The organism is Labrys sp. ALF-8, assembly GCF_059699065.1.
Map to the genome: position 1 here is coordinate 2,678,848 of NZ_AP048537.1, position 24,240 is coordinate 2,703,087.

General features: G+C 66.0%; 25 protein-coding genes. 15 read left to right on the top strand and 10 right to left on the bottom strand.

Features of this window, described 5'->3' with window-relative positions; translation table 11 throughout:
• Window positions 1–15 precede the first annotated feature (15 nt).
• Window positions 16–615, bottom strand: a complete 600-nt coding sequence (locus AC6H34_RS12345; protein WP_448149690.1) for a LysE family translocator — start codon at window positions 613–615, stop codon at window positions 16–18.
• Window positions 616–708: 93 nt separating this feature from the next.
• Here AC6H34_RS12345 and AC6H34_RS12350 point away from each other — a divergent pair, with 93 nt between their 5' ends.
• The 11 genes from AC6H34_RS12350 to AC6H34_RS12400 all read left to right on the top strand — a co-directional run bounded on the left by AC6H34_RS12350 (window position 709) and on the right by AC6H34_RS12400 (window position 11,223).
• The gene (locus AC6H34_RS12350) at window positions 709–2,088 is read left to right on the top strand and encodes an aminotransferase-like domain-containing protein (protein WP_448149689.1); all 1,380 of its coding nucleotides are present in this window, start codon (window positions 709–711) and stop codon (window positions 2,086–2,088) included.
• Window positions 2,089–2,312: 224 nt separating this feature from the next.
• A complete protein-coding gene (locus AC6H34_RS12355) occupies window positions 2,313–2,633 on the top strand; it encodes an ArsR/SmtB family transcription factor (protein ID WP_448149688.1) in 321 nt (106 codons plus the stop codon).
• Window positions 2,630–3,094, top strand: coding sequence for an SRPBCC family protein (locus AC6H34_RS12360; protein WP_448149687.1), 465 nt, complete (start codon window positions 2,630–2,632; stop codon window positions 3,092–3,094). Before AC6H34_RS12355 ends, AC6H34_RS12360 begins: the two co-directional genes overlap by 4 nt.
• A 40-nt stretch (window positions 3,095–3,134) precedes the next feature.
• On the top strand, window positions 3,135–3,551 hold the full coding sequence (locus tag AC6H34_RS12365; RefSeq protein WP_448149686.1) for a GFA family protein: 417 nt from the start codon (window positions 3,135–3,137) through the stop codon (window positions 3,549–3,551).
• 119 nt (window positions 3,552–3,670) lie between these two features.
• Window positions 3,671–4,594, top strand: coding sequence for a hydroxymethylbilane synthase (gene hemC / locus AC6H34_RS12370; protein WP_448151363.1), 924 nt, complete (start codon window positions 3,671–3,673; stop codon window positions 4,592–4,594).
• A gap of 49 nt (window positions 4,595–4,643) precedes the next feature.
• Window positions 4,644–5,345: a uroporphyrinogen-III synthase gene (locus AC6H34_RS12375; RefSeq protein ID WP_448149685.1), complete on the top strand. Its 702-nt coding sequence runs from the start codon at window positions 4,644–4,646 to the stop codon at window positions 5,343–5,345.
• A gap of 196 nt (window positions 5,346–5,541) precedes the next feature.
• Window positions 5,542–6,741: a COG4223 family protein gene (locus AC6H34_RS12380; RefSeq protein ID WP_497539005.1), complete on the top strand. Its 1,200-nt coding sequence runs from the start codon at window positions 5,542–5,544 to the stop codon at window positions 6,739–6,741.
• Window positions 6,742–6,748: 7 nt separating this feature from the next.
• Entirely contained in the window at window positions 6,749–8,329 is a 1,581-nt protein-coding gene (locus AC6H34_RS12385; protein ID WP_497539006.1) for a heme biosynthesis protein HemY, read from the top strand.
• 115 nt (window positions 8,330–8,444) lie between these two features.
• A complete protein-coding gene (locus tag AC6H34_RS12390) occupies window positions 8,445–9,071 on the top strand; it encodes a hypothetical protein (protein WP_497539007.1) in 627 nt (208 codons plus the stop codon).
• A gap of 1 nt (window position 9,072) precedes the next feature.
• Window positions 9,073–9,513 carry a DsrE family protein gene (locus AC6H34_RS12395; RefSeq protein WP_497539008.1) on the top strand — a complete coding sequence of 147 codons (441 nt, stop codon included), beginning with the start codon at window positions 9,073–9,075 and terminating at the stop codon, window positions 9,511–9,513.
• Window positions 9,514–9,654: 141 nt separating this feature from the next.
• Complete coding sequence (locus AC6H34_RS12400; RefSeq protein ID WP_448149680.1) at window positions 9,655–11,223, top strand: Na+/H+ antiporter; 1,569 nt, start codon at window positions 9,655–9,657, stop codon at window positions 11,221–11,223.
• Window positions 11,224–11,244: 21 nt separating this feature from the next.
• On the opposite strand, the gene xylB is transcribed toward AC6H34_RS12400, so the two are convergent.
• From xylB to AC6H34_RS12425, 5 genes are all read right to left on the bottom strand, one after another.
• Window positions 11,245–12,699, bottom strand: a complete 1,455-nt coding sequence (gene xylB, locus AC6H34_RS12405) for a xylulokinase (protein WP_497539009.1) — start codon at window positions 12,697–12,699, stop codon at window positions 11,245–11,247.
• A gap of 77 nt (window positions 12,700–12,776) precedes the next feature.
• Complete coding sequence (dnaA, locus tag AC6H34_RS12410) at window positions 12,777–14,291, bottom strand: chromosomal replication initiator protein DnaA (protein ID WP_448149678.1); 1,515 nt, start codon at window positions 14,289–14,291, stop codon at window positions 12,777–12,779.
• 88 nt (window positions 14,292–14,379) lie between these two features.
• Window positions 14,380–14,826, bottom strand: coding sequence for a rhodanese-like domain-containing protein (locus AC6H34_RS12415; protein WP_448149677.1), 447 nt, complete (start codon window positions 14,824–14,826; stop codon window positions 14,380–14,382).
• 959 nt (window positions 14,827–15,785) lie between these two features.
• Window positions 15,786–16,052: a 30S ribosomal protein S20 gene (gene rpsT / locus AC6H34_RS12420; protein WP_448149676.1), complete on the bottom strand. Its 267-nt coding sequence runs from the start codon at window positions 16,050–16,052 to the stop codon at window positions 15,786–15,788.
• A 218-nt stretch (window positions 16,053–16,270) separates the two neighbouring features.
• The gene (locus AC6H34_RS12425) at window positions 16,271–17,053 is read right to left on the bottom strand and encodes an enoyl-CoA hydratase (RefSeq protein ID WP_497539883.1); all 783 of its coding nucleotides are present in this window, start codon (window positions 17,051–17,053) and stop codon (window positions 16,271–16,273) included.
• Window positions 17,054–17,138: 85 nt separating this feature from the next.
• Here AC6H34_RS12425 and AC6H34_RS12430 point away from each other — a divergent pair, with 85 nt between their 5' ends.
• Window positions 17,139–17,657, top strand: coding sequence for a 2'-5' RNA ligase family protein (locus AC6H34_RS12430; protein WP_497539010.1), 519 nt, complete (start codon window positions 17,139–17,141; stop codon window positions 17,655–17,657).
• A gap of 6 nt (window positions 17,658–17,663) precedes the next feature.
• Here the strand turns inward: AC6H34_RS12430 and mutM are convergent, their stop codons facing one another.
• Window positions 17,664–18,530 (bottom strand): bifunctional DNA-formamidopyrimidine glycosylase/DNA-(apurinic or apyrimidinic site) lyase, encoded by an 867-nt coding sequence (gene mutM, locus AC6H34_RS12435; RefSeq protein ID WP_497539011.1) that lies wholly within the window; start codon window positions 18,528–18,530, stop codon window positions 17,664–17,666.
• 108 nt (window positions 18,531–18,638) lie between these two features.
• On the opposite strand from mutM, the gene ubiE reads away from it, so the two are divergent.
• The 3 genes from ubiE (at window position 18,639) to AC6H34_RS12450 (ending at window position 21,868) form a co-directional block, all read left to right on the top strand.
• Window positions 18,639–19,394, top strand: a complete 756-nt coding sequence (ubiE, locus tag AC6H34_RS12440; RefSeq protein WP_497539012.1) for a bifunctional demethylmenaquinone methyltransferase/2-methoxy-6-polyprenyl-1,4-benzoquinol methylase UbiE — start codon at window positions 18,639–18,641, stop codon at window positions 19,392–19,394.
• A gap of 213 nt (window positions 19,395–19,607) precedes the next feature.
• A complete protein-coding gene (locus AC6H34_RS12445; RefSeq protein ID WP_497539013.1) occupies window positions 19,608–21,404 on the top strand; it encodes a cation:proton antiporter domain-containing protein in 1,797 nt (598 codons plus the stop codon).
• 143 nt (window positions 21,405–21,547) lie between these two features.
• Window positions 21,548–21,868 carry a hypothetical protein gene (locus AC6H34_RS12450; protein WP_448149671.1) on the top strand — a complete coding sequence of 107 codons (321 nt, stop codon included), beginning with the start codon at window positions 21,548–21,550 and terminating at the stop codon, window positions 21,866–21,868.
• A gap of 87 nt (window positions 21,869–21,955) precedes the next feature.
• On the opposite strand, the gene AC6H34_RS12455 is transcribed toward AC6H34_RS12450, so the two are convergent.
• From AC6H34_RS12455 to AC6H34_RS12465, 3 genes are all read right to left on the bottom strand, one after another.
• The gene (locus AC6H34_RS12455) at window positions 21,956–22,810 is read right to left on the bottom strand and encodes an SDR family NAD(P)-dependent oxidoreductase (RefSeq protein WP_497539014.1); all 855 of its coding nucleotides are present in this window, start codon (window positions 22,808–22,810) and stop codon (window positions 21,956–21,958) included.
• A gap of 138 nt (window positions 22,811–22,948) precedes the next feature.
• On the bottom strand, window positions 22,949–23,473 hold the full coding sequence (locus AC6H34_RS12460; RefSeq protein WP_497539015.1) for a hypothetical protein: 525 nt from the start codon (window positions 23,471–23,473) through the stop codon (window positions 22,949–22,951).
• Window positions 23,474–23,553: 80 nt separating this feature from the next.
• Complete coding sequence (locus AC6H34_RS12465) at window positions 23,554–24,171, bottom strand: TetR/AcrR family transcriptional regulator (protein WP_497539016.1); 618 nt, start codon at window positions 24,169–24,171, stop codon at window positions 23,554–23,556.
• Window positions 24,172–24,240: the final 69 nt, after the last annotated feature.

Sequence of the window (24,240 nt, forward strand, 5' to 3'; positions counted from 1 at the left end):
CGGCGCGAATCCGGCTTATGCGTGCATCAGCAGGGGATAGAGCGAGGCCACCAGCAGCACCGCCATCGCGACGTTGAAGAGACGCAGGTAGAAGGGCTGATGCAGCAGGCCCCGGAGTGCCACGCCGAAGCCCGCCCAGGCCGCGATGCAGGGCGCGTTGATGATCAGATAGACCAGCGAGACGATGGCGATGTTGAGGAAATAGCCGTTCTGCGGCGTATAGGCCGCCACGGCGCCGACACCCATGATCCACGCCTTGGGATTGATCCACTGGAAGGCTGCGGCCTGTAGGAAGCCCATGGGCCGGGCGGCGGCGTCATCGCCTCCGATGCCGCCGGCGGTGGCGATGCGCCAGGCGAGATAGAGAAGGTAGAGCGCGCCGCCATAGCGAAGGATCTCGTGCAGCAGCGGGAAGACGGTGAAGATGCCGCCTGCGCCCAGGCCCACCGCCAGCACCATGGCGGAGAAGCCCAGATTGACGCCGAGCAGATGCGGAATGGTTGGTCCGAAACCAAAATTGGCACCGGAAACCAGCAGCATGGTGTTGTTGGGGCCCGGCGTGATCGAGGTCACGAAGGCATAGGCGGCGAAGGCGAGGAGCAGTTCGAGGGTCATCGGGGGGGAGCCGGAATGTTTGCTTGCCGGCATCCTAGTGATGTGACACTATTTACGCTATTGATATAGCGTCATGTGACACTTTAGGATTCGATGCGCCTCGTCTCTCCCTGGAAACCGCGGCTCTCGGAGGGCGAGGGCTCTCCCCACGAACGGCTGGTCGCCGCCATCGCCGACGATATCGCCGAAGGAGAACTCGTCCCAGGGGCGCGGCTGCCGCCGCATCGCGAGCTTGCCTACCGGCTCGGCATCGGGCTTGGCACGGTGACCAAGGCCTACGCCGTGCTGGAGCGCCGCGGCCTGGTTCGCAGCGAGCGCGGCCGCGGCATGTTCGTGTCCGGCCTCGCAGCGCGCCGGACCGGCGTGATCGACCTCTCCGTCAACATCCCGCCGCAGATGCTGAGCGAGCGCCTCCTGGCGGCGACGCTCACCGCCATGGCGCGACGGCTCGATGCCGACCTGTTCGGCTCCTATCTGCCGCCCGCCGGGCGGGACGACCACCGGGCCCTGCTCGCCGGCTGGCTGGCCGGCCAGAAGCTTGATGCCAGGCCCGAGCACCTGCTTATCTGCAATGGCGCGCAGCACGCCCTCGCCATCGCCTTCGCGGCAGTCGCCCCGGCTGGCGGCGTCATCCTGACCGAGGCTATCACCTATCCGGGGGCCATCATGCTGGCACGCCAGCACGGCCACCGGCTGATCGGTATCGACACCGATGCCCGGGGCCTGCGCCCCGATGCATTGGAGAAAGCCCTGCACTCGCTTGCACGCGTTTCCAGGCCGAAGCTGCTCTATGTAACGCCGACGCTCCACAATCCCACGGCCGCAACCATGGATGCGAGGCGGCGGGAGGATATCGCGCACCTCTGCCGCAGGCATGACGTCGTCATCGTGGAAGACGACATCCATGCCATCTTCGCCGGTCCCGGACACATGCCGATCGCCACCCTGGCGCCCGAGCGAACCCTCCACGTCAGCGGCCTGTCGAAGGTGCTCAGCCCGGGCCTGCGCATCGGCTCGCTGGTGGTTCCGCCCGCCTTTCTCGAGCGCGCGATGAGCGCCCTGCGCACCACCTGCACCATGGCGGCCCCGCTTGCCTGCCTCATCATGGAACAATGGCTGACGGACGGTACGGCGCAATCCGTCGCGGCCTCGATTCGAACCGATGCGGCGCGGCGCCTGGACCTTGCCCGGACGCTTCTGCGGCTCGAGGCGTTGCCCGGACCATCCGGCTTCCATCTCTGGCTGCCGATGCCGTCGAGCCGTGCCGATCGCCTCGCCGCCGCAACCGCAGCGCAGGGGGTGCTCGTCATGCAACCCCGGGCTCCGCTGGTCGATGTCAACGCTGCGCAAGGCGGTATCCGCCTCAGCCTCGGCGGTCCATCGCCCGGCCCCCTGAAGGAGGCCTTGGTGATCATCGCCGGACTGCTCGGCGAGGAGGGGTCCCGGGGCTATGGCAATCTCGCGGTCTTGTGACCCCATTCCATCCCGTTGTGTCCGGCAGGAGCGCGATGACGCGCCTGCCGGTGCCGCGATGTGACGATCCCTTCGCCGCCCGGCACTCGAACTAGACGAAATCGCAGGCGGCACGCTGTCCGCCGACGCAGAGGGCGCGATCGCTATCCTTCATATGCAGGTAAATACCTGCTCTTGACATGCAGGTATTTACCTGCCAATTTTATTGCATGCGAGTGAGATCGATGGACGCTGATAAGGTCTTCAAGGCGCTGGCGGACCCGACGCGCAGAAAGCTGCTCGACCTTCTTTGCGAGAGGAACGGGCAGCCCCTCGGCCAGCTTTGCGAGAATCTGGGAATGGCCCGGCAATCGGCCACGCAGCATCTCGGCATTTTGGAGGAGGCCAATCTCGTAAACACGGTCAAGCGGGGCCGGGAGAAGCTGCATTTCATCAATCCCGTGCCGCTGCACGAAGTCTACGAGCGGTGGGTGAGGAAGTTCGAAACCGAGCGGCTCAGTCTCCTGCACGAATTGAAGAATGAGCTCGAAGGAGAGAGATCATGACCAGGGAAAAGACCAGCTTTCTCTATGTAACCTATATTCTCTCGACGCCGGAAAAGGTGTTCGAGGCCATAACGAGGCCGGACGTTACGAGGCGTTACTGGGGCCACGAGAACGTCTCCGACTGGAAGCCCGGATCGAAATGGGAGCATATCCGCGCCAATGACGAACGCACGCTCCAACTCGTCGGCAAGGTCGTCGAGATCTCGCCGCCGACCCGCCTGGTCGTCACCTGGGCAGCCGCTTCGCAGGCCTCCAACCCGGAGAGCTACAGCCGGGTGACGTTCGAGATCGAGGAATATGAGAGCATGGTCAGGCTCACCGTCACGCACGACGAACTCGAAGCCGACAGCGGAATGGCGAGCGGCATCAGCAAGGGCTGGCCGGTGGTTCTCTCCAGCCTGAAATCCTACCTGGAAACCGGCCATGGCCTCGACGTCTTCGCCAAGCCAAAGGCGGCCTGATCCAGGCGCCAGATCCGGAACATCCAAGGGAAACATGGTCATGGCCAAGTTCTATGCAGGCGGGTGCGCATGCGGCGCGATCCGCTACGAGACGAGCAGCGAGCCAATCTTCGAGAACCACTGCCAATGCCGGGATTGCCAGAAGCGCAGCGGTACCGGACACGGGTCCTATCTGACCTTTCCGCGCCGGGCCGAAGTCAGGCTTACCGGCGGGGCGTCACAGTGGAGCGTGGCCGCGGACAGCGGGAATGACAAGATCCATGCCTTCTGCCCTACTTGCGGAACGCCGGTCTACCTGACATTCGCCGCGATGCCGGAATTGATAGCGGTCCACGCGGCCAGCCTCGACGACCCGAGCCAATTCAGCCCGCAGGCGCTCACCTACAGCATCCGCGGCCAGGCATGGGACCCGAGCGACCCCTCCTTGCAGAAATTCGAACGGATGGTGCCTGGCTGACCTCCTCGCCGCGAACCCGGCGGAATATCGGCCCTGCTCGGGGCTTCCTGGACCACGCTTCCTTTGACTCGTCCTATCCTCCGGCGCTAAGCAGCGCCAAACCACTAGGAAGCACCCACATCGTGTCCATTCTGTTGCGCCTCGGGACGAGAGGCAGTCCGCTTGCCCTGGTGCAGGCGCGGGAAACCCAGGCCTTGCTGGCACACGCGCACGGCATCGCGCCCGAACGCATCGAGATCCGGGTGATCAAGACCTCGGGCGACCTCATCCGCGATCGGGCGCTCTCGGAGGTTGGAGGCAAGGGACTGTTCACCAAGGAGATCGAGCGCGCGCTCACGGACGGCGACATCGATATAGGCGTGCATTCGGCGAAGGACATGCCCACCATTCTGCCGGACGGGCTGGTGCTCGGCGCCTTCCTGCGGCGCGAGGATGTGCGCGACGCGTTGATTTCGCCCCGGGCGGCGTCCATCGCCGCCTTGCCGCAGGGCGCTATCGTCGGCACGGCGGCGCTGAGGCGCCAGGCGCAGGTCCGGCACCTCAGGCCGGACCTCAAGACCATCCTGTTCCGGGGCAATGTCGAGACGCGCCTGCGCAAGATCGCCGAGGGCGAGGCCGATGCCACGCTGCTCGCAGTGGCCGGGCTGAAGCGGCTCGGCCTGATCGACCGGGCCAGCGCCATCCTGAGCGAGGAGGATTTCCTCCCCGCGGTCGGCCAGGGCGCCATCTGCCTGGAGACGCGCCGGGACGATGCCGAAACCAATCGCCTCATAGCCGATATCGACCACCGGGATACCCATCTCGCGCTCACGCTGGAGCGGGCCTTCCTCGGCGTGCTCGACGGCTCCTGCCGCACGCCCATCGCCGGGCACGCGAGGGTCGAGGGCGACCGCATCGTCTTCCGCGGGCAGATCCTCAAGCCGGACGGCAGCGCCATGCACGAGGCAATCCGCAGCGGCAGCATCGCCGAGGCGGAAGCACTGGGACGTTCTGCGGGCGAGGAACTGCGCGTGGCGGGCGGACCGGACTTCTTCGCAGGCTAATCGGTTCGCCGGCTCGCGAGGCCGGCGCCTACTATTTTCGGGGACAGCCATGGCGCGCGTTCTGGTGACACGGCCGCTCGACGAGGCCCGGCAGACTGCCGTCGCGCTGGAGCGATACGGCCACCAGCCGCTCGTCGATCCCATGCTGGAGATCGTCTTCCGTGCCGATCCCCTTCCCGCCGGACCCTTTGATGTCCTGATCGTGACCAGCGGCAATGCGCTGGCCGCCCTGCGCCACAGGAGCGAACTCGATGGCCTTGCCGCCATCCCGCTCGTCGCGGTCGGCAAGCGCACCGGGGCCGCGGCGCGGGCGCTGGGCTTTGCCGAGGTCGAGACGCTTGGGCGCGACGTCGCCGGACTCGTCGCCCACGTCACGGCGGCATGGCGGGAGCCGAAGCGCGCGCTTTATCTGGCGGGCGCCGACCGCAGTTCGGACCTGCCGGCCGAACTCGCCGTCCTCGGGCATCGGGTCACGCTCGTCGAGATCTACGAGGCGCATCAGGCTGCTCGTTTCCAGCCGCAGACCCAGGCTGCCCTCGCCGCCGGCGCCGTCGATGTGGTGCTGCATTACTCGGCCCGTACGGCCGACGCCTTCATCGCCTGCGCCGGAGGAAGGGCGGGCGTGGCCGGCCTCGATGTCCGCCATCTCTGCCTCTCGCGGAAGGTGGCGGAAGTGATGAGGGAGGGTGGAGCGGCGAAAGTTGCCTTTGCGGCGCAGCCGGAGGAAGATGCCCTGCTTGCGCTGATTTGAACGGGATGCGCTCGGGGTTTTTCGTGCTATAGGCAAGGCCGGATCGGGTTTCCACGAGGGTTGCATGGTACGGGAAGACGACACTGAAGGCAGGCCGCAAAGGCAGAAAACTGCCGGACTTGGTCCCGCAACACTGGATCTGAACGCAACGGAAGTTGCGGCCGAATCGAAGCCCTCCTCTACGGAAGAATCCACCGTGTCCGCCGAGCCTTCCCCGACCTCGCAGGACAGCGCCCCGGCCGCTGTGGAACCGGAGGCGGACAAGCAGCAGGAAGCGGCGGCCGCAGACCCGGCGCCCTCTTCCGCCCGGCCCTCTTCCGAAGCAACTGCGCGTACAAACCTGCCGGTCCTGCTCGCTGCCCTGGCGGGCGGTCTCGTCGGCGGCGGTCTCGTGCTCGCTGCGGGCGCCTTCGATCTCGTGCCGCTGGGCAAGGAGAGTGGCGGGGAGGAAGCTCTCGCCTCGCGCATCGCATCCGTCGAGCAGGGCATCGCGTCCAACAAGACGGCGATCGACCAGGCGCTCGACAAGGTCGGGGCGGTCGAGGTTACGGCGAGGACGGCACAGGATGCCGCCAGCAACGCCTTGAACCTGGCCGGCGAAGCGCAGAAGGCCGCGAGCGCGGCGGGCAGCGCCGGCAGCGCGGCAAGCGAGCCGCCGGCGGCACCGCCCGCGACCGTGCCGGACCTTTCCGGCATCACGGACCGTCTCGGCAAGACGGAGGCCGGCCTTTCCGATGTCTCGGGACGACTGGCGAAGGCCGAGACCGACGTCTCGGCCCTGAACGACGCCATGCGCCAGGTCGGCACCGCCACCAATAGCCTTTCCCAACAGATCGGCGACCTGAAGACCGCCGTCGCCAACACGCCGGACAAGGCGGCCGCCTATGCCGTCGCGCTTTCGCAGCTCGGCGATGCGATCCGAAGCGGCAAGCCCTTCACGGCGGAACTGAATACCGCGACGGCCCTCGGCGGTGGTGCCGATGCGCTGGCACCACTCGCGAGCTTGGCCCAAGCCGGCACCCCGTCGGTCGAAACTCTCGCGGCAGCCTATGAAGCCGTGAAGCCGCAGATCGTCGCCGCGCTTACGCCCAAGCCTGCGGAGCCCGCGCCGGATGCCGGCGTGCTCGATCGCCTTGCCTCGAGCCTGAACGGCATCGTGACGACCACGCCTGACGGCGATGTTCCTGCCGGCGATCCCGCCTGGCCCGCCCAGAGGGTTTCCGACGCACTGCGCAAGGGCGACCTGCCCGGCGCCATCGCGGCTTTCAAGGCCATGCCCGAAGCCGGCCAGCAGGCCGGCGCCGCCTGGCTGTCCCAGGCCTCGGGCGCCGCGACGGCCTTCGATCTGATCAAGGCGCAGACCAGCGCCGCCCTGCAAAAATTCACCGGCCAGTGAGGCGTCGATGATCCGCGTTCTCGTCACCGTCGTCGTTGTCGCCCTGGCTGCCTACGGCCTCTATCTTCTCGCGGACCGGCCGGAAACCGTTTCGCTCACCTTCAACCATGCCCAGCACAGCGTGAAGCTGGTCTGGGCCGTGGTGGCGGTCCTCATCCTGGTCGTCCTGCTCATGATGGCGATCGGGCTCTTGCGGTGGCTGCTGCGCTCGCCGGCGAATGTCACCGGCTATTTTCGCACGCGCCGGCGTTCCAAGGGATTCAACGCCGTCACCCAGGGCATGATCGCCGTGGGTTCGGGCGACGTGCGCCGGGCCCAGAAGCAGGCCGGCGACGCGGAGCGCATCCTCGGCAGCGAGCCGCTCGCCCTGCTCCTGCGGGCACAGGCTTCCCAGCTTTCGGGCGACCGCGCGGGCGCCGAGGCTGCGTTTCGTGCCATGCTGAACGAGACGGAGACCAAGCCGCTCGGCTTGCGCGGCCTCTTCGTCGAGGCCCGTCGGCGGGGCGACGCCCAAGCCGCGCGCCAGCTTGCCGCCGAGGCGGTGAAGACCTCCCCGAGCCTGCCATGGGCCGGTACCGCGCTGCTCGAATTCCAGTCCGTCGAGAAGGACTGGGCCGGCGCGCTCGCGACCCTCGCCCGCAATGCCGATCATCGCCTGATCGACAGGGAGACCGCCCGGCGCCATCGTGCCGTCCTGCTCACCGCCCGCGCCATCGACCAATCGGAACGCGACCGCGCCGCCGCGAAGGCGAGCGCTCTGGAAGCCCTCAAGCTTGCGCCCGGCCTCGTGCCGGCGGCGGTGCTCGCCGCCAAGCTCCTCTCGGAGGGCAACGACATCCGCAAGGCCACGCGCGCGTTGGAGACCGCGTGGCGCCTGCAGCCGCATCCCGATCTCGCCGAGGCCTATATGAACGTCCGCCTCGGCGATTCGGCTCGGGACCGTTACACGCGCGCCCAGCATCTGGCTGCTCTGATGCCCGGCAATCCCGAGGCCGGCATCGCCCTGGCCCGCGCGGCCCTGACGGCGCGTGACTTCACGGCCGCCCGCTCCTCGCTCGCGCCGCTTCTCGCTTCCGGTGCCACGGAACGTGTCTGCCTGCTGATGGCGGAGATCGAGGAGGCGGAGAATGGTGCAACCGGCAAGGTGCGCGAATGGCTCTCCCGTGCCTTGCGCGCGCCGCGTGATCCCGTATGGACGGCCGACGGCGTCGTCTCCGACGTCTGGCTCCCGGTTTCGCCCGTCACCGGCCGCATCGACGCTTTCGAATGGAAGACACCGGTGGAGCGCCTGGGCGCACCGGTGATGTCGTATTCCGACGACGTGCTGGCCGATATCGACGAACCGGAGCAGCCGAAGCTCGTCGAGGCCGCCGCGCCGGTCGTCGAGGACGCTCCGAAGGCTGCCGAGCCGGAACCGACGCCGGTCGAACCCGCCAAGGTCGAGGTGCTGATGCCCGAGCCCCTGAAGACGCCGCCCCGCCGGCCACCGCCGCCTATGCCGGTGGTGCCTTCGCATCCCGTTCCGGACGATCCGGGTACGGGTTCGGAGGAGGCGAACCGGGTGGTGCGCTTCCCCATCAACGGATAGAGCCGGCAACCCCCGGCAGTTGGCCCGTCATTTGCGGAGGATCGTGCTCCCCGGCACAGACATGCCGGGGGCGATACTGTAGTTTGCTCCAACTGAGCTATGCCGGCTGGAGGAAATGATGAGATCCGCTTCGTTGGCTGCGGCCTTCGCCATCTTGGTTGCCGCCGCTGTCGCCACGCCGTCGGCAGAGGCGGCGAGCCGGGCGCAGAACGAGTCATTTCAGAAGCAGATCTTCGGCCGCGCCATCGGCAAGAACCGCGTCCACGCCTGCTACAGGCGTGTCTATGATGCGCCGCATCTGGCAGGCCATCCCCAGCAGAACGTGCGCACCATGACGCTGCTGGTCACGGGCTCCGCGGAGGACCCGGCCAACCCGACTTATGCGCTCGGCCTCGGCGTCACGTTCCGCAAGAGCGGCACGCATTTCGAAACGTACGGCAGTTGCGGCACCATTGGCGACGGCACGCCCAAGGGCGGCAAGGCCAATGCGGTGAATTGCGGGGTCGACTGCGACGGAGGCTCGATCGACGTCGCGCTCAAGAACGAGAAATCGGTGCTCGTCTCGATCCCGGAGGGCGCGCGCATCTGGAAGGCCGGCAGCACATCCGACGAGACGCAAGATGAAAGCCGGCGCTTCGGCGCCGACGACAAGCTCTTCCGGCTCGACCGCACCACGCTGGGCGATTGCCTGTCGCTGGTTGGCGACGAGGACAAAAAGGCCGAGTTGCGAAAGGGGCAGTGAGATGGATCGTAGGAGCGCGGTGAAATCGGTGCTGGCTGCCGGTACCGGAATGCTGGCGGCCGGGGCTGCGGCGCGGGCGGACACGCCGAAGATTCCGCGCGTGGTCTACCATCTCTCGGACCTCGAAAAGGTGAATTTCGTGCTCGGCAACCTGCGCAACCATATCGACGGCATGGGCGGTCCCTACACTGTGCAACTCGCCGTCGTCGTCCACGGGCCGCCGCTGCGCGCCTTCCGCGCCGATGCGGGCAGCGACGACGTCAGGGTGAAGGTGGCGGGCTTCGTCAGGGATGGTGTCGCGTTTCATGCCTGCCACAACACGATGGAAGGCATGAAGCTCACCCTCGCCAGCCTCATGCCGGGCTTCGCCGTCGCGGAAAGGGGCGGCGTCGTGAAACTGGCGGAGATGCAGACGCAGGGCTGGCTCTATCTCAGGCCCTGAGATCCGGGGCAGGCGCATCCGCCGGCAGGCCCGACACGACGGGACAGAACGCGGCAGTGGGGCGAGAGTCTCCAACGACCATCCCCTTGACGCCTCGTGCAGATTGCCCGATGCAACCTTGTCGGTCACATCGGGGGCGTGATGGAGACGTTCGAGTGGATTATTCTGCTGCTGCTGGGTGCTGCGCTGCTGGCGACGCTCGCCCGCAGGCTGGGCGCTCCCTATCCTACCTTCCTCGCCATAGGCGGCGCCTGCCTCGCCTTTCTGCCGCAGACCCCCGAATGGACGCTCGACCCGCACCTGGCGCTCACGCTGTTCGTGGCGCCCGTGCTGCTCGATGCCGCCTACGACACTTCGCTGAGGGATCTGCGCGACAACTGGGTGCCCGTTGCCAATCTCGTGGTGGTGGCCGTTGGTGTGACGACCGTGGCGGTGGCCTTCGTTGCCCGCTGGCTGGTGCCGGACCTGCCCTGGGCGGCGGCTATTGCCCTGGGCGCAATCCTGGCCCCGCCCGATGCCGCGGCGGCCACGGCCATCGTGCGCCAAGTCAAGCTGCCGCATCGTCTGATGAAGATTCTCGAGGGCGAGAGCCTCCTCAACGATGCCAGTGCGCTGCTGATCTATCGTCTCGCCGTCATCGCCATGGTCTCCGGCGGCTTTGCCTTCAGCGGCATCGGGCCTGCCTTCCTGATGAGCGTGCTCGGCAGTGTGGCGGTCGGTGTCGGGTTTGCCTTTGTCTTCCCCTATCTCATCGCACTGTTCGACGATGCGCCCACGTCGCTCATCGTTCAGTTCGCCACCACTTTCGGCGTCTGGATCTTTGCCGAGTATGTCGGGCTATCGGGGATTCTCACCATCGTATGCTACGCGATGACGATGGCCCGTCGCGGCGGCAGCCGCATGCCGGCACGCCTGCGCATCCCGGTCTATGCGGTCTGGGAAACGGTTGTTTTCGTCCTCAACGCCTTCGCTTTCGTGCTGATCGGCATGCAGCTGCGCCCGATCTGGGACAGGCTGGACATGGCGTTGCGCTATCAATATTCGATCACCGCCCTGGCGATCCTGGTCACCGTCATCATCGTCCGCTTCGCCTGGGTGATGACTTACAACTCCGCCGTCCGCCTGAAGATCCGGCGCTATGGCTTCCACCCTCCGCGCCCGATGGCCCGGCCCACCGTGCGCGGCGGGCTGGTGATCTCCTGGGCGGGCATGCGGGGCATCGTGACTCTCGCCGCCGCCTTCGCCTTGCCCGAACATCTCGCCGACGGAACGCCCTTTCCCCATCGCGACCTCATTCTGTTCACCGCCTTCTGCGTGGTGTTCGGCACCCTGGTGATCCAGGGCCTGACGCTGAAGCCCCTGATCCGCTGGATGAACCTTCGCGATGGGGATCCCGTGGGCCAGGAGGTGAAGTGGGCGCGGACCGAGGCCTATCGCGCCGCGATCGATGAGATCCGCGACGACGGCGATATGCAGGCCAAGCTGCTCTGCAAGGAATATAGCGCCGTGGTGGAACTGAGCGAGGTAAGCCCGCTGCAGAGCGGCAGCGGCGAGCTTCCCGGCAATACGCTGAGGCGGCGCGCCATTGCCGCCGCCCGCCGCAAGATGGAGGAACTACGCCTCGACGGCGCGATCGGCGACGATGCCTACCACTTGCTGGAGGAGGAGTTCGACTGGGCCGAACTCAGTGCAGGGGCCGCGCGGGCGTGAGGTCGCGGAAGGGTCTGCCGACTATCGCGCGGCCTTCGTTGCCTGGTAGAGACGCCGGAAAGCGGTGACCTTTTCGGCGTAGGCCTGCGTGAGTGCGGGGCGCGGCTCGGCCATGTCCAGGACCGGCGGCTTGGTCGCGATGGCAGCGATATCCTCGCCCGTGGCGGCCGCGCGGGCGAGACGGGCAGCGCCGAAAGCAGGCCCCTTTTCACCGCCCCGATATCGCATCAGCCTGAGACCCAGCACGTCCGCGAAGATCTGCACCCAGAATGCGCTGCGGGTCCCGCCACCGATGACGGCGGCCTCGCTGAGCACGGTGCCGGCCTCTTCCAGGCACGCGCTGGCGTCGGCGAAGGAGAAGGCGACGCCCTCCAGCACGGCGCGGATGAGATCGGCCTTGCCCGTCGCGCCGGTCATGCCGGAGAAGACGCCGGTCGCGAGGGCATCGTTGTGGGGAGTGCGCTCGCCGGCCAGGTAGGGCAGGAACATCACGGAGCCGGGGCCGGCGGGCTGGGCCTCCACCTCGGCGAGCAGTTTCTCGATGGGCTCGCCCACGAGGCCGGCGGCCCAGGCAAGACAGGAAGCGCCATTGAGCAGGGCCGCCATCTGGATCCAGCGACCGGGCACCGCATGGCAGAAGGCATGCAGGAACTTGTCCGGCAGCGGACGGTAGCTGGTGCCCGGCACGAAGAACTGGCCGGAGGTGCCGAGCGAGATGAAGGCGCCGTCGTCGATGGCGCCGATGCCGATGGCACCCGCCATGGCGTCGCCGGCGCCCCCGGCAACGGGAATGCCGGGCTTCAGGCCGAAGCGCTGCGCCAATGCGGGGCGCAGGCGGCCGGAGACCTCGGTGCCCTCGACGAGCCGGGCCATGTGGCTGCGGTCGACGCCTGTGGCGGCGAGGGCGGTGTCGGACCAGTCTCGCGCGGCCTCGTCCAGCCACCAGCTTCCCGCACCGTCCGACATCTCGCTGACATGCTCACCTGTCAGCCAGAGCCGCACGAAGTCCTTCGGCAGCAGCACGCGGGCAAGGCGCTGCATCAGATCGGGCCGGTGGCGGGAGAGCCAGAGGAGCTTGGGCGCCGTGAAGCCGGGCGCGGCGGGGACTCCGAGTTCCCAGGCCAGCTCGGGCCGATCGCGGTTGAGTTCCGCCGCCTCTTCGACGGCGCGGCTGTCGTTCCACAGGATCACCGGCAGGAGAGGCTGGTCGGCTGCATCGAGGCAGACCGAGCCGTGCATCTGGCCGGACAGGCCGATACCTTCCACAGTGCCGAGAATGGAAGCGTGGCTCGAATGCCAGCGCGAGAGAATGGCCTCGACGGCGGAAAGCCAGTCCTGCGCGTTCTGTTCCGACAGGCCGGGACCGGGACGCGAAATTGCGAGGGCTTCCTCGCCTTCGGCCAGCACGGCCTCCTTTTCATCGACGATGACGGCCTTGACCGCCGAAGTTCCGATATCGAGGCCGAGATAAGCCATGGCACGCACTCATGCTGGGAGGACGGCTCCTTAAGAGCACGAGTGCCGCCGATTTGTCACGGGTGCAGCGGCGAAGCCTACTCCGAAAGCAGGCGACGCAGCAGATCGACTTCCTCCGCCAGGCCGGAATCCTTGCCGACCAGCCCTTCGATCTTGCGCACGGCGTGCAGGACCGTGGTGTGGTCGCGGCCGCCGAAGCGGCGGCCGATCTCCGGAAGGGAGCGCGGCGTCAGCGACTTGGCGAGATACATCGCCACCTGCCGTGGCTTCACCACTGTGGCCGTGCGGCGCAGCGACAGGATGTCGGCCCTGCTCACATTGTAGTGCTTGGCGACGATGCGCTGGATGTCCTCGATCTTCACACGGCGGGGCTCGCGATTCTTGACGAGATCGCGAATGGCGGCCTCGGCCGTCTCGAGCGACATGCCCGAGCCGGACAGGGCCGAGTGGGCGAGCAGGCGATTCACGGCGCCGTCGAGGTCGCGGCCGTTGGTCGAGACCTGATGGGCGACATAGGCGACGACATTGTCGGGTACGTCGAAATTGGCGTGATGCGAACGTGCTGCCTCGATGCGGGATTTGAGGATCTTGACGCGCAACTCCTCGTCGAGGGCGCCGATCTCGACGACGAGACCCCCCGAAAGGCGCGATCGCACGCGCTCGTCGAGTGTCTCCAGATCCGCCGGCGGACGGTCGGCGGCGACGACCACCTGCTTGCCGCCATCGATGAGGGCATTGAGCGTGTGGCAGAATTCCTGCTGGATCGACTTGCCCGCCAGGAACTGCAGGTCGTCGATGACGAGAATGTCGATGGCGCGCAGCTTCTCCTTGAAGGCGATCGCCGTCTGCGCCTTCAGCGCGGCGACGAAACCGTACATGAAGCGCTCGGCGGTGAGGTAGAGCGCGCGCTTGCCCTGCGCCTCGGCCTGGTGGGCGATGGCCTGGATCAGATGCGACTTGCCCAGGCCCACCGAGGCATGGATGAAGAGCGGATTATAGGGAAGGGGCTCGCTCGGCGCGGCCTTGGCGACCTGGAGCGCGGCGGCATGGGCCAGCGCATTGGACTTGCCGACGAAATAGGCTTCGAAGGACATGCGGCGGTCGAGCGGAGAGCCCGCGAGTTCGTCGTCACGCGCCGGCGCCTCGACGGCGCGAAGAAAAGGGACGGCGGTCGGCTTGGCGACCACGGCCTCGCTTGGCGTCTTTGCGCAGGAAGCAGCCTCGCGGATAACCACGGGCGGGCGGGCCGCGGCCGTGCGGACGTTGAGCGCGATGTGGGCCGTGCCCGGCAGTTCGGCCGAGACCAGCGACAGGATCTTGTCGATGTAGTGGGCCTGGATCCAACTACGCAGGAAGCGGGTGGGCACGGACAGATTCACGGTGTCGTCGGCGACGGCATCGAGCTCCAGGCGGGCAAACCAGCTGGAAAAGACGTCTTCGCCATATTCCGCACGCAGGCGGCGCTTCACGCGGTCCCACGCGGCGGCGGGCGCAATCGCCGCGTCTGAATGGACGGCGGAAAGATCTGCGACGGCCAGCGTCTTGGAGGTCTGGGCCGCGGCTGAGAGTGTCAGGCGTTCGCTCGAGTTCATGGGGCTATCGTCTGGCAATAAGAGTTCAAGATAAAGCTCGGGCGTCGTCCGGCTTGCACCGATCCGCCACAAAGCCACGAAATGGAAATCAGGACTGTATCCAGGGCAACGCAGAGGCTTTCCAGCCCTCTACCGTTCCGCGGTGGCGATCCGCGTCGACCGGGCCTTCGAAGCCGGCGGTGACGTTGCGGCTGCCTTTCCAGCCTGCGGCAAGCATGGCTTGCGCAGCGGCGAGGGAACGTGCGCCCGAACGGCAGAGAAAGAGGACAGGATCATCCTCTCCCACCGAGCGGCGCTGCAACTCGCGCTCGAGCTGATCGACGAAATCGGCGGCGACTTCCATGGTTGGATAGCGCTGCCATTCGGCCAGGATGGTCTCCTTGCCGAGGGCCGACAGGTCGGGGACTCCCACGAATGACCATTCTGCCCGGGTGCGGACGTCGACGAGCTGAGCCTTCGGCTGCTGGCGGAGAAGCTCGTAGGCTTCCCGGGCTGTAACGTCTCCCGCATAGTCATTCAACCACCCCGACGACATGACACCCCAATTCCGTCTTTATCAGACTTCGTTTGCAATACCTGAGAACGTGCCGGGCTACCGACACGGGACACACTACAGTATGCCGCTTGGATAACTGTGCGGAAATTCAATACGGAATGTTTTGAACATTACCTTACTGTCTTCTGCACTATACGCGATCACTTGGCACACACGCCCCCAATGCCCAGAATGGACGTCCGTCCGCTCGCAGTATCGGGAAGGAACCTACACATGACCCGTTCCGAGAAAAAACATACCGAACCGGGACAGGCGGGCGCAACAGGCAAATCTCAATGATTCGTTAATGCACCCTCGATGTTCTCGATTCGGACAACGGCCTTCCCGGTCGCCGAAGCCGCAAGATGTTGAGGAGTCGATGGAATCATGGAGACGGCAAAATGACTCAAAAAAGTTCGTTTCGGATGCGTAAAGATTGCCGGGCTTCGTAATTTCCCACGGAAGCGCCCGTTCGTCGCCCGGGGCACTTTCCTCTTATGCTATAACCCCATGATATATATAAGGAAATTTTGTCCGGCCTACGGCGGTGGAAGCCGCTCTCGTCCAAACGGTGAGTCAAGGGGAAAGATTGCGCTTGCCCTTAATGGAGGTATCTAATTACTACTGTACGTCTGAACTATTACGAGGCCATGACAATCGTGGGTAGGTCGCTAAACCGATCTTTCGCGCCGCCGCCGCCGCGCGCGGCGGGGCCCTCTTCAGCGGACTGCGGAGCGTGGAATTGAACGCCGGGAAACGGGCCCGAGCGCGGCGCACGGGTCCGGCGGCCGCCCGCGAGGGAGCCTCGGCGCTCACCGTGGTGGAGATGGCCTGATGGCGCGGCATCTCGCGCCGACATCGAAAAATGAAAAACCCGGCCGTGACAGCCGGGTCTCCTAACCTAACGGAACATCAATAATAAGCCCGCATGGCGGGCCACTATTGCGTTTCGTGTGATCTCAGGCGCTGAGCTTCTTCACGGCCTGGGTAAGGCGCGAAACCTTGCGCGAGGCGGTGTTGGCAGGCAGCACGCCCTTCTGGGCGGCACGCATGATCTCGGGCTCGGCACCCTGCAGCGCGGCAGCAGCCTTGACCTGATCGCCGGAGGCAATCGCCTCCTCGACATTGCGGATGAAGGTGCGCACACGCGAGCGGCGCGCCTTGTTCACTGCGGTGCGCACTTCGATCTTGCGCGTAGCCTTCTTGGCCGACTTCGTATTGGCCATGATCCCTGCCTGTTAAGCCGGCCGCATCCGAGGCGATCGAAGATCGTCGCGAGGCCGTGCGTTGCCTGAAATGAATAAAGCGGGCACAACAGCGCCCGACATTGGAGGCGGCTCTTTACATTGAGACCGGCCCGGCGTCAACGACGGACTGCGATGAATCCGCGAAATCGTCCGTGGCGGCAAGGTAAAGGCCGAGTCGAACGACGGCTTCTCCTTCCTCACCGATGCTTGAAGACCGGGGGACGCTTCTCGATGAAGGCGGCCATGCCCTCCTTCTGATCGTCGGTGGCGAAGAGGGCGTAGAAGGCACGCCGCTCGTAGCGCACGCCCTCGGCCAGGGTCAGCTCATAGGCGCGGTCGACACAATCCTTGGCCGCGAGCACGGCCGGCAACGGCATGTCGGCAATGGCTTCGGCCGTCTTCAATGCTTCGGCGAGCAGGTCGGCCGCCGGCACGACACGGGCGACGAGGCCGGACCGCTCGGCTTCGGCCGCATCCATCATGCGGCCGGTCAGCACCATTTCCATCGCCTTGGCCTTGCCGATGGCGCGCACCAGGCGCTGGGTGCCGCCGATGCCCGGCACCACGCCGAGGCGAATCTCGGGCTGGCCGAACCGAGCGGTGTCGGCCGCGATGATGAGATCGCACAGCATGGCCAGTTCGCAGCCTCCGCCGAGGGCGAAGCCGGCGACTGCTGCGATCACCGGCTTGCGCAGGCGGTCGAAGCCGTCCCACACGGCGATGAAATCCTCGAGCAATGCCTGCGGATAGCCCTTGTCCGCCATTTCCTTGATATCGGCGCCGGCGGCAAAGGCCTTTTCGGAGCCCGTGATCACGCTGCAGCCGACGGACTCATCGGCCTCGAATGCCGCCAGCACGCTGGTAAGCTCGGCCGCAAGACGCGCGTTGAGGGCGTTCAGGGCCTTGGGGCGATTGAGGGTGATCAGGCCGACCCGGCCCCGTTGCTCGACCAGCAAGGTCTCGAAAGTCTCGGCCTGCATTATCCGCTCCATATCGATATGGAAGCTGGTGTAGAGGAAGTCGCGCGGGGAGGGAACCGCCTGCATGCGAGCAATGGACGTTTCGATGATCGACATGCATTCGGTATGGCTGATGCCGTGCGAGGAAGACCATGGCATGCTATCGGCCATCATCGCCGATCTTGGCAGGGCCTTCGGCAGTGAGCCCTTCAGCCCGCACCTCACGCTGGTGGAAGACAGGCTGGTTAGGCTGGATGAGTTGACGGCGCAGATCAGGGCCGTCGCCGAGGGCGTCGCTCCCTTCCTCGCCCCGATCGCGGACATCGGCACCAGCGAGGCCTTCTTCCGGGCCTTCTATGCGCGTTTCGAGGCGGAAGGGCCGATCCTGGAGCTTAAGCGGCGTGCCATCCACAGCATTGCAGCATCGCCGCTGGAGACCTTCATGCCGCATGTCTCGCTCGCCTACGGCGTCGCCGATACGCCGCAGCGCCGGCGGTCACGCGAGGAACTGCGCCGGAGCCTTGCCGGCCGCAGGATCCGCTTCGACCGGATCTGCGCGGTCTATGCGGCCCAGGCCATCGCGGTCGCCGAATGGGAGGTACGTGCCAGCGTCCCTCTCGGCTGATCCGTTCTACTTCTGGCAGCTCCGGCACCAATAGGTCGACCGCCCCGACTGCACCAGGCGTTCGATGACGCCCTTGCAGCGCGGCGTGGCGCAGGGTTCGCCCTCCCGGTCATAGACCCGAAAGCGATGCTGGAAATAGCCGAGCGAGCCGTCGGTGTGGCGGTAATCCTTCAAGGTCGAGCCGCCGGCTTCCACCGCCTCCTCGAGAACCTCGCGGATCACGGTCGCAAGTTTGCGGGCTTGCTGGCCGCTGAGCGTGCCAGCTGCGCGCTCGGGCGCCAGGCCCGCCCGGTTGAGGGCTTCGCAGACATAGATGTTGCCGAGGCCCGCGATAAGGCCCTGGTCAAGCAGCGCCGCCTTCAGGGGCGCCGCCTTGCGCTCGAACATGCGTTCGATCGCCTCGCCGCTCAGTTCGTTGCCGAGGGGCTCGATGCCCATTGCCTTGAAGTGGCGCGAAATCTCGAGGCCGGCGCGCGGCACCAGGTCCATGAAGCCGAAGCGCCTGACGTCGTTGTAGGTAATGGTGAAGCCGTTGGAGAGGCGGAAGACGACATGGTCGTGCCGGGCGTCTTCCTTCACTTCGTTGGCGAATTCCCCGGGCTCCTCGACATGGCCGTCCGGCGCGCCGATCAGGAAGCGGCCGGTCATGCCCAGATGCATCACCAGCACGTCGCCGGACGACAGGTCTGCCAGCAGATACTTGGCACGCCGCCCCATGGAAAGGACGGTCTCGCCCGTCAGGCGGTCTGCGAAACCGGGGGGAAAGGGAAAGCGCAGGTCCGGCCGCCTCGCCTCAACGGCAAGGAAGCGCGCGCCCGTCATCGCCGGCTCCAGGCCCCGCCGCACGGTTTCGACTTCGGGCAGTTCGGGCATGATTCCTCCGGCGATTGCTCAGAAGCGGAGAGATAGGGCGAAGGCTCCCTTTGCGCCAGTGTCTCCTCTTGCTCTATAGAGGCTGCAATCTTGTCCGGAGTTATCCCGATGCCCGCCAGCGCTGAGACCCATTTCGGTTTTTCCACCGTACCGCTGGAGGAGAAGCAGACGCTGGTCGACGATGTCTTCCACAAGGTCGCCGGGCGCTACGATCTGATGAACGACCTCATGTCCGCCGGCCTGCACCGGTTGTGGAAGGACGATCTCGTCAACCTGCTCAATCCGCCGCGCCAGCGTCCCTTCCGCCATCTCGACGTGGCCGGCGGCACCGGTGACGTCGCCTTCCGAATCGTCAAGGCCGGCGGTCCGGACACCCACGTCACCGTACTCGACATCAACGGTTCAATGCTGGAGGTCGGGCGGCAGCGCGGCGAGGAACGCGGCCTGTCGGGGCAGCTCGATTTCGTCGAAGCCAATGCCGAGGAGCTTCCCTTCGCGACCGGCAGCTTCGACGGCTACACCGTCGCCTTCGGTATCCGCAACGTGCCGCGCATCGACAAGGCCCTCGCCGAGGCCTACCGCGTACTCAAGCGGGGCGGGCGCTTCCTGTGCCTCGAATTCTCCACGGTCGACATGCCGGGCCTGGACAAGATCTACGATCTCTATTCCTTCCATGTCATTCCCCCCATCGGCCGAATGGTGACGGGCGACGCCGAGCCCTATCGCTACCTCGTGGAATCCATCCGCAATTTCCCCAAGCCCGCCGCATTCTCGGCGATGATCCGCGAGGCGGGCTTCTCCCAGGCGAGCCATCGCTCCCTGACGGGCAACATCGTGTCGATCCATTCGGGCTGGAAGCTCTGAAGACCGGCTGCGGCCGGTACGCACGATGGTCACCGGTTCCCGATCTGCCTGCCGCCGCGGGCTGAGCACGCGCATCCTTTGAGGCTGGACGCCGCCATCCGGCGTTGGCAGGGGCTTTTTCGCTCCGCCTCGTCATATTTCGGTTGGCGAAGCAGGCGCCTTCGTTGTTCCCTGTGACTTGGGGGCAGCAATCGAAGAGCGAAGGGACCGGGGGTGACGGGATCGGTGGATGTCACATCGTTGAAGGACGCGCTGGTGGTGCTCGGCGCGGCGGGCGTGGTCGTGCCACTGGTGCGCCGCCTGCACGTCAGCCCCGTGATCGGCTTCCTTGCGGCCGGAGCCGCGATGGGGCCGACGGGTCTCGGCGCCCTTTCGTCGCGCCTGCCTTTCATCGACTGGTTCACCATCAGCGAGGAAGAGACGATCGGCCATATCGCCGAGCTCGGCGTCGTCTTCCTTCTCTTCGTCATCGGCCTTGAACTCTCCCTCGCCCGTCTCCTGACCATGCGCCGCCTCGTCTTCGGCCTGGGCGGGCTGCAGGTGGTCATTTCCATTGCCGTCGTCGCGCTGCTCGCGAGCTTTCTGCTGCCCGCCGCGGCGGCACTGGTGCTCGCCTCGGGCCTGGCGCTTTCCTCGACGGCCATCGTGATCGAGGTCCTTGCGGGCCAGAAGCGCATGGCCTCCACCACCGGGCGCGTCAATTTCGCGGTGCTGATCTTCCAGGATCTCGCCGTCGTCCCCGTGCTCTTCCTCGTCGGCACGATGGGGGCGAACAGCGGGCAGTCGGTGCTGGTCGGTCTGGGCTACGCCTTGCTGTCGGCGGCCATCACCATCGGCGCCATCGTCGTCGCCGGAAACTTCCTGCTGCGCCCGCTGTTCCGCCTGGTGGCACGGCCGGAAAATCCCGAGCTCTTCATCGCCGCGACGCTCTTCGTCGCCATCGGTACCGGCGTTGCTGCAGCCAGTGCGGGCCTCTCCATGGCACTGGGCGCCTTCATCGCGGGCCTGCTGCTGGCGGAGACGGAGTATCGTCGCGCAATCGAGGCGACGATCGAGCCCTTCAAGAGCCTGTTGCTCGGCGTCTTCTTCTTCGCCGTCGGCATGAGCGTCGATTTCGCAGTCGTATTCGACCATCTCTTCCTGATCGTCGCGGCGGTGCTGGCGCTGGTGCTGGTGAAGGGTGTCATGATCTTCGGCCTTTGCCGGCTCTTCCGCCTGCCCATGCCGGTGTCGATCGAGTCGGCCTTCCTGTTGGCCTCGGCCGGCGAGTTCGCCTTCGTGGTCTTCAAGCTCGCCAGCCAGCTCTCGATCTTCACGCCGGACCAGTCGGCCCTTGCGGTGGCGATCGCTTCGCTCTCCATGGCTCTCATTCCACTGCTCGGTATGGCCGGACGCCGCTTCGCGCGCCGCTACGAGCAGGTCGTGCCGGTCGAGTCGGCCGCGCTGGAGGCCCCGCCGGAGGACAAGCAGCGCCGCGCCATCGTCGTCGGCTATGGCCGCGTGGGGCGGCTGGTCGCCGAAATGCTGGCCGAGCACAAGGTCGCCTATCTCGCCGTCGATGCCGATGCCAGATCGGTGGCGCGCTGGCGCGAGCAGAAGAGGCCCGTCTATTGGGGCGATGCCACCAATGCCGCCTTCCTCGAGCGATGCGGCCTCGCGGAGGCATCGGCGCTGGTGGTGACCATCGACGGCCCGCGGCAGATCGAGGCGGTGGTGACCGCCGCGCGCGCGATGCGGCCGGATCTCGTCATCGTGGCCCGTTCGCGCGACGCCGACCACGCCAGCAAGCTCTACGCGCTCGGCGTCACCGACGCGGTCCCGGAGACGATCGAGGCCAGCCTGCAACTCTCGGAAGCGGCGCTCGCAGGGCTCGGCGTGCCCGCGGGGCCGGTGATCGCCTCCATCCACGAGCGCCGCGATGTCTTCCGCCGCGAACTCCAGAGCGCCGCGGGCCGCGAGACCCATGCCGTCAAGCCAAAGCGCAATCGCCGCATGATCGGAACATCGTAGGCAGGCGTGCGCCGATGACCCTGGCGCCCCCCGGCAGGAGGGGGCTACCTCTTCAGGCGAATACCTCGGAAAATGACTCGCAAGCTGCAATCATGGCGTCATTATGGCGTGGTAATCGAGGCCGCGACGCCGGGAGAGCAGTGATGGGTCAGACGCCTGATATGCGCTTCTACAGCCCCTGGACGGTCCGCGAGGGCGCTCGCGGATTCCAGGTGGTGGATGCGACGGGCTTTCCGTTGTTCTACGTTCCCTTCGAGGACGAAGCCGCCCGTGCCATCGCCGAAAAGCGCATGAGCAAGAAGCAGGCGCAGGCGATGACCTCCAAGATCCTGCAGATGATGAATACGCTGGATCAGTTCCAGCGTGCGGTCGACAAGCAGGCGGATGCCCAGCGCGTCAGCCAACCGATCCGCACGCCCGTGACCTCGCCCAATGGCGGCGCCCACAAGTCGGCGACCGTTTGAGGAGCGGCAGGTAGGAGTTCCGGCTTCGGCCCGCTGGATCAGGCGGTATCGAACATGAAGTGGCGGCCGGGAGCCGCCATTCGCTTTTCAGCGCTTGATGAATTCTGCAAAGGCCTCGGCATATTCCGGGTGCCAGCGCGAAAGAGGCGGGCGGTTTTCGATGATGTCGCCGGCGGCCCAGGCGATGCGGCGTTCGTCGAGTGAGCGCGGCACGTCGTTATCGGGGCACAGGATGTAGAAATCGCCCCGTTCCAGGCTTTCCAGCATGAAATCGACGGTCTGCTCGGGCGTCCAGGCAGCGGCCGGCTTTTCCGTCCTGCCTCCGGCGGTGAGGCCGGTGAAGACGAAGCCGGGAATGAGAAGATGCGCGCTGACGCGGCAGCCGGGCGTGTTGCGCAATTCGTGCTCCAAGGCTTCGGTGAAGGCCTTCACGGCAGCCTTGGAGACATTGTAGGCGGGGTCGCCCGGCGGGGTGGTGATGCCCTGCTTGGAGCCGGTATTGATGATCAGTCCCGGCCGTCCGCGCGCGATCATGCCCGGTGCGAAGATCTGGCTGCCCTGGATCACGCCCTTGAGATTGACGGCGAGGATACGCTCCCAGGTGTCGTCGTTCCGGTCGTCGAACATGCGGGAGCCGGGCTGGATGCCCGCGTTGTTCATCAGGACGTCCGTGCCGCCGAAGCGCTGGCGCACCGCGAGCTGCAGGCGAAGGAGATCGTCCACGCTGCTCACGTCGGTGGCCTGGGCAAGCACGGCTTCCCGCCCGTCCGGGGAAGCGGCGGCGACGGTCTCGACTGCCTTCGCCAATCTTTCCTCGCCGAGATCGGCGATCACGATCTTGAGGCCGAGGCCGGCGAACTTCGTCGCGGCCGCAAGGCCGATGCCGCTGGCGCCGCCGGTAATGACGGCGACCGCGCCGGGGACGAGGGCGGGATGGGACATGGAAGGGCTCCGAAGGAAACGCAATGTTGAGTCTATCCTATCGCGGCTGATCCTATCCGCAATGTGACGCCCTGGATCGGATGGGACATGTATTCAATGACACCGGCGTCGGCATAGGAAAGCATGCTTGCTGCCTAGTTATCGCGGACCGGGCGGGGACCAGGGAGTTTGCTTCCTGATGCGGATCGTTGTGAGACCGGGATAGTCGGTGAGCGTGATCTCATTGTCCCCGGATATCCATGTCGCGCCTGTCCAACTGTCCTCGGTAACTACGCCCAAGTCCACCGGACCAAACATGGATGCCGACATTGACAGGTAATCCAGGCCAAACCGGCGGATCAGTGTGAGGCGGAAGGATGAGGCGCAGACATCCTTCCCGCTTTTGATATGCGAAAAGCCCGTCTCCTGCAGTCCCTGTCTGCCGAAATCCAGATAGAAGTTCGCCTTGCAGCCAGCGAAGTGGATGTTGGCGAGGCCGAAGCCCTCTATCATCGCACGTTTGTGTGAGTCGTATCGAGAGACCCCCTCGCTCATGGCAGGATAGGCGGCCTTGACTTCGTCCCTCGTCATACCCCAGCGCAGAGCCTGATATTCCTCGACGCTCTGCGCAGCGGCGATCTCGGTAAGAACTGTGAGCCAAAAAAGAGCCAACAGAAAACGCATGACAGCTTCCCGGCAGTCCGCGCTGCCCTTCTGCGGTCATCTTACGCAAACGGGGCAGTTCCGGCGAGACGGGATCGGGCCTATTCGGCCGCGCTGCGCTTTCCGAAGGATGCGATGATGCCCTCCGCCATGCGCACGAAGCGGGCGCTCGGGCCTTCGGCGCCGACGCTCTGGCGGCTGAGGCGGGCACCTTCGAGGAGGAGCCACAGCGTGTCGGCCACGAGTTCCGGCTGGTCGAGATCGGCGTTCCGGCACACGGCGGCCAGGCGGTCGCGGTGCTTCTTCTTGCATTCTTCCACCAGGCGGCGTGCCGGATGGTCTTCCTCGGCGAGTTCGACGGCAGCGTTGGCGAGTTCGCATCCGCGCTCGTCGCTCTCGATGCAGGCCGCGCCCTCGCGGATCCAGGCACGGAGCTGGCTCTGCGGATCGCCGGGGTGATCGGCCTCGATGTCGTCCCAGAAGCTCACCATTTCCTCGGCGGCTTCGCGCAGACAGGCGACGATGAGGTCGTCCTTCGAGCCGAAATGACGGTAGAGCGTCATCTTGTTGGTGCCGGCCGCCTCGGCGATGGCGTCCACGCCGATGGTCTTGATGCCGTGGCGGTGGAAGAGATCGCGCGCGGTCACCACGATGCGGTCGCGGGGTTTCAGTCCGCTACAACCAGGAATTGCTTCGCGTTGCAAAATTTTCGTGCTCATGGCTTGACGGCGATGTTACCGCCCTGTAACAGTTGCGTTGTTACTGACCGGTAACACCTTGGTCTGACG

What these genes read in the sequence shown, in the direction of transcription:
- rpsT (WP_448149676.1), bottom strand. Translation starts at nt 16,052, where the DNA reads ATGGCCAATACGAAGTCGGCCAAGAAGGCTACGCGCAAGATCGAAGTG.
- dnaA (WP_448149678.1), bottom strand. Translation starts at nt 14,291, where the DNA reads ATGAACTCGAGCGAACGCCTGACACTCTCAGCCGCGGCCCAGACCTCC.
- AC6H34_RS12400 (WP_448149680.1), top strand. Translation starts at nt 9,655, where the DNA reads ATGGAGACGTTCGAGTGGATTATTCTGCTGCTGCTGGGTGCTGCGCTG.
- mutM (WP_497539011.1), bottom strand. Translation starts at nt 18,530, where the DNA reads ATGCCCGAACTGCCCGAAGTCGAAACCGTGCGGCGGGGCCTGGAGCCG.
- ubiE (WP_497539012.1), top strand. Translation starts at nt 18,639, where the DNA reads ATGCCCGCCAGCGCTGAGACCCATTTCGGTTTTTCCACCGTACCGCTG.
- AC6H34_RS12375 (WP_448149685.1), top strand. Translation starts at nt 4,644, where the DNA reads ATGGCGCGCGTTCTGGTGACACGGCCGCTCGACGAGGCCCGGCAGACT.
- AC6H34_RS12385 (WP_497539006.1), top strand. Translation starts at nt 6,749, where the DNA reads ATGATCCGCGTTCTCGTCACCGTCGTCGTTGTCGCCCTGGCTGCCTAC.
- AC6H34_RS12465 (WP_497539016.1), bottom strand. Translation starts at nt 24,171, where the DNA reads ATGAGCACGAAAATTTTGCAACGCGAAGCAATTCCTGGTTGTAGCGGA.
- AC6H34_RS12395 (WP_497539008.1), top strand. Translation starts at nt 9,073, where the DNA reads ATGGATCGTAGGAGCGCGGTGAAATCGGTGCTGGCTGCCGGTACCGGA.
- AC6H34_RS12360 (WP_448149687.1), top strand. Translation starts at nt 2,630, where the DNA reads ATGACCAGGGAAAAGACCAGCTTTCTCTATGTAACCTATATTCTCTCG.
- AC6H34_RS12355 (WP_448149688.1), top strand. Translation starts at nt 2,313, where the DNA reads ATGGACGCTGATAAGGTCTTCAAGGCGCTGGCGGACCCGACGCGCAGA.
- AC6H34_RS12425 (WP_497539883.1), bottom strand. Translation starts at nt 17,053, where the DNA reads ATGCAGGCCGAGACTTTCGAGACCTTGCTGGTCGAGCAACGGGGCCGG.
- AC6H34_RS12450 (WP_448149671.1), top strand. Translation starts at nt 21,548, where the DNA reads ATGGGTCAGACGCCTGATATGCGCTTCTACAGCCCCTGGACGGTCCGC.
- AC6H34_RS12460 (WP_497539015.1), bottom strand. Translation starts at nt 23,473, where the DNA reads ATGCGTTTTCTGTTGGCTCTTTTTTGGCTCACAGTTCTTACCGAGATC.
- AC6H34_RS12455 (WP_497539014.1), bottom strand. Translation starts at nt 22,810, where the DNA reads ATGTCCCATCCCGCCCTCGTCCCCGGCGCGGTCGCCGTCATTACCGGC.
- AC6H34_RS12430 (WP_497539010.1), top strand. Translation starts at nt 17,139, where the DNA reads ATGATCGACATGCATTCGGTATGGCTGATGCCGTGCGAGGAAGACCAT.
- xylB (WP_497539009.1), bottom strand. Translation starts at nt 12,699, where the DNA reads ATGGCTTATCTCGGCCTCGATATCGGAACTTCGGCGGTCAAGGCCGTC.
- AC6H34_RS12390 (WP_497539007.1), top strand. Translation starts at nt 8,445, where the DNA reads ATGATGAGATCCGCTTCGTTGGCTGCGGCCTTCGCCATCTTGGTTGCC.
- AC6H34_RS12415 (WP_448149677.1), bottom strand. Translation starts at nt 14,826, where the DNA reads ATGTCGTCGGGGTGGTTGAATGACTATGCGGGAGACGTTACAGCCCGG.
- AC6H34_RS12350 (WP_448149689.1), top strand. Translation starts at nt 709, where the DNA reads ATGCGCCTCGTCTCTCCCTGGAAACCGCGGCTCTCGGAGGGCGAGGGC.
- AC6H34_RS12345 (WP_448149690.1), bottom strand. Translation starts at nt 615, where the DNA reads ATGACCCTCGAACTGCTCCTCGCCTTCGCCGCCTATGCCTTCGTGACC.
- AC6H34_RS12365 (WP_448149686.1), top strand. Translation starts at nt 3,135, where the DNA reads ATGGCCAAGTTCTATGCAGGCGGGTGCGCATGCGGCGCGATCCGCTAC.